Origin of the sequence: Micromonospora sp. NPDC049497, from assembly GCF_044465805.1 — a bacterium.
Lineage (GTDB): Bacteria > Actinomycetota > Actinomycetes > Mycobacteriales > Micromonosporaceae > Micromonospora.
In genome coordinates this window covers 166,533-179,743 of record NZ_JBITMC010000003.1, presented here as the reverse complement: position 1 = coordinate 179,743, position 13,211 = coordinate 166,533, and the positions used below count along the sequence as shown (strand labels likewise).

General features: G+C 71.2%; 11 protein-coding genes. 5 read left to right on the top strand and 6 right to left on the bottom strand.

Annotation, left to right across the window (positions count from 1 at the left end; translation table 11 throughout):
• Nucleotides 1-93: 93 nt before the first annotated feature.
• The 4 genes from rpsF to rplI all read left to right on the top strand — a co-directional run bounded on the left by rpsF (nucleotide 94) and on the right by rplI (nucleotide 1,761).
• A complete protein-coding gene (rpsF, locus tag ACIBR0_RS06430) occupies nucleotides 94-384 on the top strand; it encodes a 30S ribosomal protein S6 (RefSeq protein WP_120683045.1) in 291 nt (96 codons plus the stop codon).
• Between the two features lie 98 nt (nucleotides 385-482).
• Nucleotides 483-1,019, top strand: a complete 537-nt coding sequence (locus tag ACIBR0_RS06425) for a single-stranded DNA-binding protein (RefSeq protein ID WP_396712990.1) — start codon at nucleotides 483-485, stop codon at nucleotides 1,017-1,019.
• Between the two features lie 41 nt (nucleotides 1,020-1,060).
• A complete protein-coding gene (rpsR, locus tag ACIBR0_RS06420) occupies nucleotides 1,061-1,300 on the top strand; it encodes a 30S ribosomal protein S18 (RefSeq protein ID WP_007073789.1) in 240 nt (79 codons plus the stop codon).
• Nucleotides 1,301-1,314: 14 nt separating this feature from the next.
• A complete protein-coding gene (gene rplI / locus ACIBR0_RS06415) occupies nucleotides 1,315-1,761 on the top strand; it encodes a 50S ribosomal protein L9 (protein ID WP_357035055.1) in 447 nt (148 codons plus the stop codon).
• Nucleotides 1,762-1,869: 108 nt separating this feature from the next.
• Here rplI and ACIBR0_RS06410 read toward each other — a convergent pair whose 3' ends face one another.
• The gene (locus ACIBR0_RS06410; RefSeq protein WP_396712989.1) at nucleotides 1,870-3,417 is read right to left on the bottom strand and encodes a hypothetical protein; all 1,548 of its coding nucleotides are present in this window, start codon (nucleotides 3,415-3,417) and stop codon (nucleotides 1,870-1,872) included.
• A gap of 392 nt (nucleotides 3,418-3,809) precedes the next feature.
• On the opposite strand from ACIBR0_RS06410, the gene dnaB reads away from it, so the two are divergent.
• Nucleotides 3,810-6,635 carry a replicative DNA helicase gene (gene dnaB, locus ACIBR0_RS06405; RefSeq protein ID WP_396712988.1) on the top strand — a complete coding sequence of 942 codons (2,826 nt, stop codon included), beginning with the start codon at nucleotides 3,810-3,812 and terminating at the stop codon, nucleotides 6,633-6,635.
• Nucleotides 6,636-7,200: 565 nt separating this feature from the next.
• Here dnaB and ACIBR0_RS06400 read toward each other — a convergent pair.
• The 5 genes from ACIBR0_RS06400 to ACIBR0_RS06380 all read right to left on the bottom strand — a co-directional run bounded on the left by ACIBR0_RS06400 (nucleotide 7,201) and on the right by ACIBR0_RS06380 (nucleotide 12,849).
• Nucleotides 7,201-7,875, bottom strand: a complete 675-nt coding sequence (locus ACIBR0_RS06400) for a maleylpyruvate isomerase N-terminal domain-containing protein (RefSeq protein WP_396712987.1) — start codon at nucleotides 7,873-7,875, stop codon at nucleotides 7,201-7,203.
• An 86-nt stretch (nucleotides 7,876-7,961) separates the two neighbouring features.
• Nucleotides 7,962-8,366, bottom strand: a complete 405-nt coding sequence (locus ACIBR0_RS06395) for a zf-TFIIB domain-containing protein (RefSeq protein WP_357035067.1) — start codon at nucleotides 8,364-8,366, stop codon at nucleotides 7,962-7,964.
• A 19-nt stretch (nucleotides 8,367-8,385) separates the two neighbouring features.
• A complete protein-coding gene (locus ACIBR0_RS06390) occupies nucleotides 8,386-9,018 on the bottom strand; it encodes a phosphoribosyltransferase (RefSeq protein ID WP_396712986.1) in 633 nt (210 codons plus the stop codon).
• A 10-nt stretch (nucleotides 9,019-9,028) separates the two neighbouring features.
• Complete coding sequence (locus ACIBR0_RS06385) at nucleotides 9,029-10,342, bottom strand: glycosyltransferase 87 family protein (RefSeq protein WP_396712985.1); 1,314 nt, start codon at nucleotides 10,340-10,342, stop codon at nucleotides 9,029-9,031.
• Between the two features lie 26 nt (nucleotides 10,343-10,368).
• A complete protein-coding gene (locus ACIBR0_RS06380) occupies nucleotides 10,369-12,849 on the bottom strand; it encodes a putative bifunctional diguanylate cyclase/phosphodiesterase (RefSeq protein WP_396713258.1) in 2,481 nt (826 codons plus the stop codon).
• Nucleotides 12,850-13,211 lie beyond the last annotated feature (362 nt).

The following is a 13,211-nucleotide window of genomic DNA, read 5'->3' as shown; positions in this document are numbered from 1 at the left end:
CCGGGTCCCCCCGACAACCGGCGCGGGCCACGACGCACGACCTCCTGCCACGGAAGGACCGTGGCCGCCTAGCCCACAGGAGGTGAGCACGTCTTGCGTCATTACGAGATCATGGTGATCCTCGACTCCAGCCTCGAGGAACGCACCGTCGCCCCGTCGCTCGACACGTACCTGAACGTGATCCGGACCGCGGGTGGCTCGGTCGAGAAGACCGATGTGTGGGGCCGCCGGCGCCTCGCGTACGAGATCAACAAGAAGGCCGAGGGCATCTACGCCGTCATCGACCTGCAGGCGACGCCTGCGGCGGTGGCCGAGCTGGACCGTCAGCTGCGGCTCAACGAGTCCGTGCTGCGCACCAAGGTCATCCGGCCGGAGATGCGCTAAGCGTCCGAGATGCGCTGAGCATCCAAACCCCGGTTCGCCCGGATCAGCCTCATCGGCACTGTCACACGGCTCTGAGAGTCTGTACGGCGGAACGATGAGTGCGCGAGGAGATGGTCATGGCAGGAGACACCACCATCACGGTCATCGGCAATCTGACCGATGACCCCGAGTTGCGGTTCACCCCGTCCGGTGCGGCGGTCGCCAAGTTCCGGGTCGCTTCGACGCCCCGGTTCATGGACAAGACCACCAACGAATGGAAGGACGGCGAGCCGCTCTTCCTGGCCTGCACCGTGTGGCGGCAGGCGGCGGAGCACGTCGCCGAGTCGCTCCAGCGGGGCGCCCGCGTGATCGTCTCGGGTCGACTGCGTCAGCGGTCGTACGAGACCCGCGAGGGTGAGAAGCGCACCGTCATCGAGCTCGAGGTCGACGAGATCGGCCCGTCGCTGCGCTACGCCACGGCGAAGGTGCAGAAGATGTCGCGCTCCGGTGGCGGCGGCGGTGGCTTCGGCTCCGGTGGTGGCGGCGGCGCTCAGGGTGGCGGCGGAGGCAACTTCGACGACCCCTGGGCCTCGGCTGCGCCGGCTCCCTCGCGCGGTGGTTCGGGCGGCAACTTTGACGAGGAGCCCCCGTTCTAATGGCGCCGAGCGCCCGCGATCGCAAACCAGGAGCAAGGTCAATGGCCAAGGCTGCGGCACTTCGCAAGCCGAAGAAGAAGGTGAACCCGCTCGACAAGGACGGGATCACCTACATCGATTACAAGGACACCGCCCTGCTGCGGAAGTTCATCTCCGACCGCGGCAAGATCCGCGCTCGGCGGGTGACCGGCGTGACCTCGCAGCAGCAGCGGCAGATCGCCCGTGCGGTCAAGAACGCCCGTGAGATGGCGCTCCTGCCGTACACCGCCACGGCCCGCTGAGAGGAGGCACCGACATGAAGATCATCCTGACTCAGGAGGTGTCCGGCCTCGGGACCCCCGGCGACATCGTCGAGGTGAAGAACGGCTACGGCCGTAACTACCTGCTCCCGCAGGGCTTCGCCATCACGTGGACCAAGGGTGCGGAGAAGCAGGTCACCTCCATCAAGCGGGCCCGTTCCGCGCGGGAGATCCGCGACCTCGGGCACGCCAACGAGGTCAAGGGCCAGCTCGAGGGCCTCAAGGTCAGCCTGAAGGCCCGCGCCGGCGACGGTGGCCGGCTCTTCGGCTCGGTCACCCCGGCCGAGGTCGTCGACGCCGTCAAGGCGGCCGGTGGCCCCGCGCTCGACCGCCGTCGGCTGGAGCTGCCCGGTCACATCAAGTCGACCGGCACCTACCCGGTGAAGATCAAGCTGCACCCCGAGGTGTCCGCCACGTTCGACCTCAACGTCGTTCAGGGCTGACACCCACCAGCACCACCGACAGGGCCCGCACCACATGGTGCGGGCCCTGTTCGCTGTTCCGTGTACGCCGTGCCGGACCCGTCCGGCGTGCGGGATCTCCGGAGCCCGTCAGCCGATCGGCTGGCCCGTCACCGCGCTGATCATCACCGTGGACAGCCCACCGCCCACCACCGCCGCCGCCAACGCCACGGTCACCGACCGCCATGTCGTACCGACCCGACGCAGCAGCAGCGCGACCACCAGGCTGCTCGCCAACGCCAGTCCCAGCCGCGGCATCGCCTCCGCCAGCGAGCCCAGCGCCCGCGACCGCGGTGAATCGCAGCCCCCACCACTGATGTCGGTGACGCAACCCGCCGGCGCCTGACCGTCCAGCGTCAGCAACCACACGAACACGACCATCGCCGGCAACAGGTAACAGGCGGCGGTGTACAGCAACGGCCGCCACGGCCCACCCGGATCGGGGTCGAGCAGGTCCTCCTCCAGACGGCGGGACCACGTGCCCGTACCCACCGACTCGATCCGCCGGCGTACCGCGCCGGCCGACGCCCCGCGCGCGGGACCCGCCGGCTCCCCGCGGGGACGCGGCGACGTACGCGGACGGGGAGCGGTGTAGGCGACAACCGGCGAACGCGGAGCCGACGCGGGCGGATCCATCCACCGCGGATCGTCACCGGCCAGCCGCGTGCCCGACCAGAAGCCCTCGCCCTGACCGTCCCGATCGGACCCGCCCCGCGTGCCGCCACCGCCCGAGCGAGGCGAGACGCCCCGGTCCCACCCGACGTCGTCGACGTGCCGGTCCCACTGACCGGTGGCGTCCGGCTGGTACCACTGGCCGGTGTCGTCAGGTCGGTCCCACTGGCCCGTGTCGTCGGCCCGGTCCCAGCGGGACGCGCCCACCGAACCGTCCCAGCGGTCGACCTCACCGGTCGACTGCCACGCGTACACACCGGAGGCGTCCCACGGGTCCACCGCCGGCACATCCGCCTCGGTCTCCGGCTCGACGGACCGGCGCGCCTCCCGGTCCCAGGGATCCACCGCCGGACGCGACTCCGCCCCCCGGCGGCTCCTCCGCGTCGGGCGCTCCACCTCACCGACCTCGCCGGTCACCTCGCCGGCGTCCTCCAGTCCCGACCAGACCACCTGCGGCCGGCGCGAGGGCGACCGCCGGGGACGGCTCTGCGGACCCGCGACCCCGGACACCGGATCGTCGTCGGCCCGCCGGCTGCCCACGTATCCCTGCTCCTGGGGGCGGTCGAACGTCCACTCGCGGGTGTGGTCCGACTCCGGCGCGGCACCGATCGCGGGAACCTCACGCCAACTCGTCTCGCTGGGCCGCCGCCAGGTGCTCGTCGTCTCGGTGCTCCGACCCCCCGACCACGGCCGCTCCGCCTCGTAGTCGTCCTCGTCGTCGTCCGGGGCCGCGTGCCGGCCGCCACCGTCCGCGCTGCGTACGCCGGACTCCAGGGCCCACCGCGGAAGGTACGCCTCGACGGGCTCCTGCTGGCCGCGTTCGATCGCCCGCCGACGGCTCGGGGTGCGGTAACCATCGGACCCGTACCGGTCTGCCGGACGCGGATCGGCGGGATAGTCCCAGGGAGCGACCGTTTGTCGCTCGCGCGGACCATCCTCTCCGCGTCCCCAGTCCAGGTGTCTCACGGCCGGAGCGTGACCCTTCTCAACCGAAAGCGCAATCCGCTGTGCAGGTGTAGCCGTTGGGGGAGATAGTACGGGACGAATGAGGCCACAGTCTGACCAAAATATTCTCCTCCACAGGGTGGGGACAACGTTTTCCCAGGTCAGAGCCATGGTCGGGCAGAATTCCCCAACCGTTGTCCACAACCTGTGCACACGCTGCGCACATGCACGCCCACCCGCGTCCACAGGTTGTCCCGAGGCTCGTCCACCGGTGCTGTTGAGGGGCTGACCTCGGTTTCCGTATGGTTGGCCACCGACCGGCCGCGCGATGACCCCCGATCGACCGGCAGGTCGGAGTGTCGTACCCGGCGGTGAAGCTTGGGACGAGGATCCGACGGCGTGGAGGGGGGACCGTGTCGGTCACCGACGACATGCGCGCGGAGCCGCGCTCCGGCGGGCAGCAGCAGGGCGCGCCGGCGCAGCGCGACGGCCAGTTCGACAAGACCCCACCGCAGGACGTCGCCGCCGAACAGTGCGTGCTCGGCGGCATGCTGCTCTCCAAGGACGCCATCGCCGACGTCGTCGAGATCCTCAAGACCAACGACTTCTACCGGCCGGTGCACGCCACGATCTTCGACACGATCCTGGAGATCTACGGGCGCGGCGAGCCGGCCGACTCGATCACCGTGGCCGCCGCGCTCGCCGACTCCGGCGACCTGGTGCGGATCGGCGGTGCCCCCTACCTGCACACCCTCATCGCGAGCGTTCCCACCGCCGCCAACGCCGCCTACTACGCCCGGATCGTGAGCGAGCGCGCCGTGCTGCGCCGCCTGGTCGAGGCCGGCACGAAGATCGTGCAGCTCGGCTACGGCACGAACAGCGGCGGCAGCCGCGACGTCGACGACGTCGTCGACCTCGCCCAGCAGGCCGTGTACGACGTCACGGAGCGCCGGGTCAGCGAGGACTTCGCGGTGCTCGCCGACATGCTCCAGCCGACGCTCGACGAGATCGAGGCGGTCGGCGCGCAGGGCGGCATGATGACCGGTGTACCCACCGGGTTCACCGACCTGGACCGACTGCTCAACGGTCTGCACGCCGGCCAGCTCATCATCGTGGCCGGCCGGCCGGGCCTTGGAAAGGCGCTCGCCCTCGACACGCCGCTCCCCACCCCCGACGGCTGGACCACGATGGGCGAGGTCACGGTCGGCGACCGCCTGCTGGCGGCCGACGGCACGCCGACCTCGGTCACCGCAGCCTTCGACGTCATGTACGGCCGGCCCTGCTACGAGGTGGAGTTCTCCGACGGCAGCGTGATCGTCGCGGATGCGGATCACCTGTGGAAGACCACGACGCGGGCGAGCCGCCGCCAGACCGGGCAGCAGTCCCGCCGGTACTGGCCGGAACCGTCGCTGGCGAAGGTCCGCGCGGCCCATGCCTCCGTCGGTGCGGACCCGGACCGCCTGGTCACCCTCGCGCAGACCCTCGAGCAGGTCGGTGACGAGTTCCGGAACGTCCTGCACACCGTCGCGCGGCAGGTCGGTGCCAACGGACGGATCAGCCGACCGGTCACGAGGGCCGGCAAGACCCGGAACTGGACGGCCCCCGGCTATCCGGCAGGCCCGCTGCTGACCGGCCTGCTCGACCGCGCCGAGCGGCAGGGCAACGCCGGCGTCCGCGTCCGGCACGACGGCGTGGTGACCACCGCCGAGATCGCGGCGACCCTGCGTACCGACACGGCGGACCAGCGGCTGAACCACGCGGTGGAGAACTGCGCGCCGCTCCAGTTGCCGGAGCGCGACCTGCCGGTGCCGCCCTACACCCTCGGCGTGTGGCTGGGCGACGGACACACCGGGGCGAGCCGGTTCACCACGGCCGATCCGGAAATGGTCGCCCACGTCGAACTCGACGGGTTCGTCGTCCGGCCGAGCGGACCCATGGTCTACACCATCCTGCTGCCGGAGCCGGCCGCATCTGGGGACCGCACCTGCGTCACGTGCGGCCGGTCGACCCGCGCCCTGCGCGAGAACCTGGCCGTCCGGCGGTGTGCCGAGTGCCGGGCGTCGGACGGCTCCTTCCTGGCGCTGCTGCGCCGGGCCGGCGTGGCGAAGGAAAAGCACATCCCGCCGGCCTACCTGCGTGGCTCCGAGGCGCAGCGTCGTGCCCTGCTGGCGGGTCTGATGGACACCGACGGAACGGTCGCTCCCGCCGGGAACCTTCAGTACACCTCCACGTCGCGTCGCCTCGCTGAGGACGTCCGGGAACTCGTGGTCAGCCTCGGTTACCGGTGCACTGTCACCGAGAAGAAGGTTCGTGGGCGCACCGAAGCGACGTCGACCGCGTACACCCTGAACTTCTCGACGCCGGAGCCGGTCTTCCGGCTGGAACGGAAGCGGGCGGCCCACGCCGCGCGTCGGCGTACCGCCTCGGTCGTGCGTACGACGTCGCGGTTCATCGTGGCCGTCCGGCCGGTTCCCAGCGTGCCGGTCCGCTGCGTGACCGTCGACAACGCGGAGCACCTCTACCTCGCGGGTCGGACGATGATTCCGACCCACAACAGCACCGCGAGCATGGACTTTGCCCGAAATGCGGCCATCCGCGCCAACCAGGCGGCGGCGATCTTCTCGCTCGAAATGAGCAAGGTGGAGATTGTCATGCGCCTGCTCTCCGCCGAGGCCCGGGTGCCACTGCACGTCCTCCGCAGCGGCCAACTCTCCGACGACGACTGGACCAAGCTGGCCCGCTGCATGGGTGAGATCAGCGAGGCGCCGCTCTTCGTGGACGACACACCGAGCATGAACCTCATGGAGATCCGGGCCAAGGCGCGCCGCCTGAAGCAGCGGCACGACCTGAAGCTCATCGTCGTCGACTATCTCCAGCTGATGACCTCGCCGAAGCGCACCGAGAGCCGGCAGCAGGAGGTCGCGGACCTGTCCCGTGGCCTGAAGCTGCTGGCCAAGGAGGTCGAGTGCCCGGTCATCGCGGTGAGTCAGCTGAACCGTGGCCCGGAGCAGCGCACCGACAAGCGCCCCCAACTGTCCGATCTGCGCGAAAGTGGATCAATTGAGCAGGATGCGGACGTTGTCATCCTTCTGCACCGGGACGACTACTACGACAAGGAGTCGCCTCGCGCGGGGGAGGCGGACTTCATAATCGCTAAGCATCGGAATGGACCCACGGACACGGTGACGGTAGCGGCCCAGCTTCACCTGTCTCGGTTCGTGGACATGGCGATCGTATGAGGGACGCCTCTCCTCGTTTGTCCTCGGCGCAGATCGAGGAGGCCGTGCGACGGGCGGCCTGCGGGGAGAGCCTCACCGGGATCGCGGAAACGTACGGCGTTAGTAGGCAGGCTATCCGCGGACTACTACGGCGGCGAGGCGTGCCTGCGCGTTGCCGCAGTTCAGGCTCGTGGGAAGTCGCCGCCTGCTCGATGCTTTCGTCGCATTCCTGAGGAGCCATGGAATCGACGGCCTCTCGGTGCGGCCCCACAAGGCGATCTTTACGGTCGGAACAACCTGTCGGCCAGCCGAAAGGATCGTGGCCTTGCTGTATGCAGACGCCCCTGTCGCGCTGCCCCGGAAGGCGGCCATCGCGGCGGCCATTTTTGATGACCGTGCCACTCTTGATAGGGGATAGGCGGTCGAGAATTCCCACGCGATGTGACTCCGTGCAAGAACTTCCCGGCCTGGTGCCGTCTCACCGGTGACAGGTTCGGCCCGCGTCGGCCGGCGACACCGACGTAGAGGTGGGTACTGGCGACGAGGAGCCTTACTCGCGGGAGTTGCAGGTGCACTGCTACGGCGGTCAGCCGAGCAGCGGGAACCAGCCGGCGACCTCGCCGAGCTCCATCCGGTCGTGCTCCGTCAGCGGCAGCCGGCCGGTCGCCTTCAGCAGGTACTCCTCGTCGTCCCAGCTCGCTGGTCGGACCGCGTCGTCGCTGAGCAGGCCGTCCATCGTCGCCACCGCCACCCGTAGCGCGGCCTGCCCCGGGCGGGGCGCGTCGGGCAGGTCGACCACCAGGTCCAGATGGTGGATCACGGCCTCGGTGGCGAGGGTGGTCAGCAGGTCGCGTACGCGGAGCACGTGACCCTGGGTGGTCACGCAGCTGTCGGGATCCGCGCGACCGGCGGCGCGGACGGCGGCGGGGGCGGTGTCGGTCCACACCCGGACGATGCCGCCGGGTCGGTGGAAGGCGGCGGCGGAGCGGCGGATCCACCAGGCGTGCCGCGTGTCGTCGTCGCCGGGCCGGAAGGACCGCCAGTAGCTGATGTCGTCGGTGTCGGGCGGGCCGTCGGCCGGGCTGGCCAGGGCTACCAGTGCCCGCTGGGCGTCGCCGACGACGTGCAGGAGCAGGTCCGCGACGAGCCAGCCCCGGCAGCGGGTGGGGCGTTGCAGGTCGGCGTCGTCGAGGTCCGCGACGGTCCGGGTGATGCCGTCGTACGCCTGCGCGAGCGGGATGTGGTGCCCACCGGACGTCATGCGACGCAGCCTCGCACAGCGGGTGCCGGTCGGCACGTGGACAAGGGGGAGCCGGGCCGGCGGGCTGCCGGCCCGGCCGCAGGAGCTCAGCCGAACATCTCGTCCAGGAAGCTCTTGTGCTTCTTGCGCTTGTAGTGGCCGTGGTAGCCGTGGTGCTGCTGCCCGTGGCCGTACGCGGGGGCGGGTGCCGGCGGGTAGCCGTGCGCGGGCGGCGGGGGCGCCGCGCCGTAGCCGGGCTGGTGCGGGGCGGGCGCGGGCGGCGGCGGAGGCGGCGGGTAACCGCCCTGGGCGTAACCCGGCTGCTGGGCGGGCTGCCCGGCGGGCGCACCACCCTGCTGGCGCTGCCAGTTAGCCTCCGCCTCGAACAGCTTCTCCAACTCGCCGCGGTCGAGGAAGATGCCTCGGCACTCCCCGCACTGGTCGATGACGACGCCGCTGCGCTCGTACTGGCGCATTTCTCCGTGACACTTGGGACAGGTGAGGCTCATCACCCGACGGTACCCGGTCTGCTCACGCCGTCGCGGTTAGCGCCTCGGTGACCTCGTCGTCGGAGACCTCGTGGAAATCGTCGTAGTAGCTGCTGACGGCCATGAACTCCGGCGGGTGCTGTGCGCAGACGACCTGGTCGGCTTCGGCGGCGAGCATCTCGTACGCCTCCTGGGAGCCGACCGGGACGGCGACGACGACCCGGCGGGCACCGAGGTGCCGGGCGACCTGGACGGCGGCGCGGGCCGTGGCACCGGTGGCGAGGCCGTCGTCGACGATGACGGCGGTGCGGCCGGTGAGATCCAGGGGTGGACGACCGGCGCGGTAGAGCTTCTCCCGGCGTTCCAGCTCGGCCTGCTCGCGGCCCCGGACCTCGGCGATGGCGTCCGCGTCGAGGCGGCTGGCGACCATGTCGTTGAGGACCTGCACGCCGCCGGGGCCGAGTGCGCCGAACGCGACCTCGGGTGCCCAGGGCATGCCGAGTTTGCGCACCACGAGCACGTCGAGCGGGGCGCCGAGCCGTTCGGCGACGACCTCCGCCACGGGTACGCCGCCGCGTACGAGGCCGAGGACGATGACGTCCCGGTCGCCGATCAGAGCGGTGAGCCGGTCGGCGAGCATCCGCCCAGCCTCGGCCCGGTCTCGGTACGTGGTCATGTCTTCAGGTCTACGCCCTGTCGAGGGATTCCGCCCCCCGGATGCCGGAACCGATGGAGGGAACCCGGGCGGCGATCGCGGGTGCCCACACCAGGAACGCGAGGGGGTAGAGGAGGTAACCGAAGCGGGTGGAGGGCATGAGCAGGATCGCGGCGAGCAGCCCGTACCCGCAGATGAGCGCGACGGTGGCGGCGTCGCGCGGTGGGCGGCGGGCGAGCCGGACGGCGATCGCCAGCCCGGCGGCGAGCAGCAGACCGGCGGCGATCGCGCGCCCGGTGGGAAGGGCGGTGGCGATCAGGTGGCCGGGGAACGGCGACTGGGCGGGGCTGGTGACGAGGCCGTGGCCGAGCGGGAAGCGGAGCACGTTCTCGACCAGGGCGTCCCGGTCGACCAGCAGCACCGGGAGCAGGGCGGCGGCGGGCAGGCCCAGCGCGCCGGTGGCGACGCGGAGGCCGGCGCGGCGGGTCAGGCCCCAGACGATCAGGACGAGCGCGACGGGCCAGGCGAACAGTTTCAGCGCTCCGGCGAGGCCCACCGCGATGCCGGCCCGGCCGGGGCGGTCGACGGCGGCGTAGGCGAGGGCCAGCAGGCAGAGGGCGAGGACGGGCAGGTCGTCGCCGCCGGTGGCGAGGGTGAGCGCGCAGACCGGCAGCACGGTGGCGGCCTGGACGGCGCGCAGCACCGGCGCGGAGGCGGGGGCGCCGGCGCCGCGGTGGCCCGGCCGGAGTGTGTGTACGGCCAGCGCCAGCGCGATCGCGGTGCCGAGCGCGAACCACACCCGGGCGTCGGTCCACCAGGCGTCGGCGGCGGCGCGGGGCAGGCCGAAGAGGGCCATGCCCGGCTGGTACGGGGTGTAGCCGAGAAGCTGCTCGCCAGGGGGCAGGGCGGCGATCGCGTCGTGGCCGAGGTACGGAGTGCCGGTGTCGGCGAGTCGTCGTCCGGAGTCCTCGACGACGAGGACCTCCTCCTGTGCCCGGTCGGTGCGCCCGCCGGCCCGCTCGACGCTCTGCAGGACCACCGGCAGCAGGGCGGTCGTCGCCCAGGTGACGGCGGTGACCGTCCACCGCGCGGGCAGCCCGGTCAGCCGGGCCGCCGCGTCGCGGCGGCGCAGGAGCAGTTGTCCGGTCACCGCGAGCGTGGCGAGGAGGTACCCGACGGCGGCGACCGCACCCCAGGCGCGGTGCGGGACCAGCGTGGAGGTGGCGGCGGTGACCGCGGCGAAGACGGCGGATACCGCGTACAGGCCGAGGTCGAGGGTGAGGCCGCCGGAGGCGGTGTCGAGGGCCCGCCAGCCGCGGCGGGTCGTCGGGGCGGGGGCGGTCACGGCCGCCAGTCTGGCAGAGGGCCCGGTCAGGCGGGCAGGTGCCGGTCGGTGCGGCCGCGCGTGGCCGGGCGGCGGCCGGGGGCGAGCCGGATCACCGCGCCACTGTCGTGCAGAGGCGGAACGAGGACGCCCGGGCTGCCACCGGAACCGCGGCGGAGCGTGGCGAGGAGGGTCCCGGCGGGCGTCGGCCGGGCGAAGAGGTGGCCCTGGCCGGCGGTGCAGCCCAGTTCCCAGAGCGCCCGGCGTTGCGGCTCGTTCTCCACGCCCTCGGCGACGACGGTGAGGTCGAGGCTGCGGCCCAGGTCGAGGGTGGACCGGATGACGGCGGCGGCCTCCGCGGAGGTCTCCATGGCGGTGACGAAGCTCCGGTCGATCTTCAGCTCGTGCACGGGGATGCGGGACAGCAGCGACAGGGATGAGTAGCCGGTGCCGAAGTCGTCCAGGGCCAGCCGGACGCCCTCGTCGCGGAGCCGGCTGAGCACGCGGTCGACGACGTCCAGCTGGCTGAGCGTCAGCGTCTCGGTCAGTTCCAGCACCAGCCGGTCCGGTGGCAGGTCGTGGGCGCGCAGGCGGGCCAGCACCGAGCCGGGGAAGCGGGCGTCGAGGAGGCTGCGTGGCGAGACGTTGACCGCCACCGGTACGTCGAAGCCGGCGTCCCGCCAGCTGCCCGCCGCGATGAGGGCCTGGTCGAGGATCGCCTCGGCGAAGGCCGGGAGCAGGCCGGACCGCTCCACGGCCTCCAGGAAGCGCAGCGGGTCGATCACGCCGTGGGTGGGGTGGTGCCAGCGGGCCAGTGCCTCGGCGCCGATCACCCCGCCGGTGCCCAGGTCGACGATGGGCTGGAAGTTCACCGTGAACTCGTGGTCGGCGACCGCGCGGGACAGGTCGCCGCCGAGGGTCAACCGGCCGATGTCGGCGGTGTCCCGGGTCGGCGCGTACGTGGAGATCCGCTGGCCGGCCCGCTTGGCCTGGTACATCGCCACGTCCGCGCGGCGTAGCAGCTCGGCGATGCCCCCGCTGGCCGGGGCGGCGGCGATGCCGCCGCTCGCCTCCACGCTGATCCGCATGCCGTCCAGGTCGAACGGCTCGTGAAGCGTCGCCAGCAGCGACTCCGCCCGATGGGCGGCCACCGCCGGGGCCGGCAGGCCACGCAGGAGCACGGCGAACTCGTCGCCGCCCAACCGGGCCACCAGGTCCCCGTCCTGGGCGGCGGCGCGCAGCCGCTCGGCGACCTGCACGAGCACCTGGTCGCCGGCGGCGTGCCCGAGCGTGTCGTTGACCTCCTTGAAGTGGTTGAGGTCGATCAGCACGAGCGCGGTGACGCCCTCGGCGTGGCGGCTGCTGAGCTGCTCGGCGCCCTGGTCGAGCAGGTGCCGGCGGTTGGCGAGGCCGGTCAGCGCGTCGTGGGTGGCCGCGTACGCGTGTTCCGCGGCGACCCTTGCCAGCTCGGCGTACGCCTGGGCGTTGCGGACCGCGGTGCACAGAGCCGAGGCGAAGGTACGCAGGGTGTACTGCTCCCGCTCGGACAGCTGCACCGGCCCGCGGAAGCGCAGGCGCAGTACGCCGACGTCGGCCGTGCGGTCGTGCCCCTCCAGCGGGGTGTCCAGCACGGTCCCGTCCACCGTGCCGGGATCCCCGGCCGGGCCGTCGTGGGTGATCCCGCCGGCCCCGCCGCGGACGGTCCGGCCGCCGTGGTGCAGCTCGATCTCCACCTCGTCGGCGGAGAAGAGCTCGGCGGCCTGGGTGACGGCGGTGGTGAGGACGGTGTCCAGGTCGACGACGTTGAGGGCGTCGGTGGTACGGGCGAGGCGTTGCCACGCATCGCGTTCCGACCGGTTCCGGACGCGATTGGAGTAGGCGAGGTGAAGACTCAGCACGAGCGGAGGGACGACGACTAGGAAGCTGGGGTTGCTGCGCAGGATGACAAGCGTCGAGACGATGACCAGGAATCTGGCTGCGACGCTGGCCAAGCGTAGGTCGTAGTGCTCCCGAAAAAGATCCCTGGCGCGAGTGCGGGTTGCCAGAGCGATCACGGGAATGGTCAGGACCTCATCCAGAAGAACGGCTGCAAGATAAGCTGCAAGAAGGGCTGGAACGAGGTCGATAAAGGGCTCGTCGCTGCCCCACCGCCAATCCGCCATGATCAAGATAAGACCTGCGGTGGCGGCCAGTAGCGAGTCCTTTGCCACACCGAATGCGAGCTTGAGTGGTGCCAGTCGCACGAGCGCCCGCGCGATTCCCATGCCGAGAGCGGTGGCCAGGATTGCCAGCGGGACCGGGGCCACGGCAAGGCCGATCATGAACGCGACCTCGGTCCAGGAGACGCCGTGGGTGGTAGCTCTGATCCGAATCCTGACGTTGACCTTGGCGGCCACGGTGACCAGGAAGGTCAGGGTTGTAAGAAGCGTCAGGGTTCGACTGAGGGGCTCGTCGCGCCGCGCGACCGCCCAGGTGGCACCGAGGAGGACCAGCGAGGCAGCGAACACGACGAGACCGACTAGCAGCAGAAGCCGCCTGTCGGTCTCGTTGTCGCGTTTCGTAACCTGAGTCACGTCTCCCCTGCACGGTCAACGCCTGCAGTGTGTGCTTCCACACTCTACGGACGTCCTTCACGCGCCGAAAGAGGCTGGTCACATCCAGTCGTGAGTCTTCATTTCCGGCCTCCGTCCCAGATTCGGTATGCGGTCTACTCTTTACCGACCCGGGGATCTTATGACGGTTGCAGCCCTCTTGGTACCGTTAGATGTCTTTTGCTGCATGATGCGCTAATGTGCGCGCTTGATGTTACTCACGGTTCTGATGTGAGGGCGACCGGTAAGGTTCGTCCGGCTCAATTATCAAGCATTTTCGACCGCCACTCCTCCCCCGG

Coding starts and splice junctions, on each gene's coding strand:
- rpsR (WP_007073789.1), top strand. CDS start 1,061: ATGGCCAAGGCTGCGGCACTTCGCAAGCCGAAGAAGAAGGTGAACCCG.
- rplI (WP_357035055.1), top strand. CDS start 1,315: ATGAAGATCATCCTGACTCAGGAGGTGTCCGGCCTCGGGACCCCCGGC.
- ACIBR0_RS06400 (WP_396712987.1), bottom strand. CDS start 7,875: ATGACGTCCGGTGGGCACCACATCCCGCTCGCGCAGGCGTACGACGGC.
- ACIBR0_RS06390 (WP_396712986.1), bottom strand. CDS start 9,018: ATGACCACGTACCGAGACCGGGCCGAGGCTGGGCGGATGCTCGCCGAC.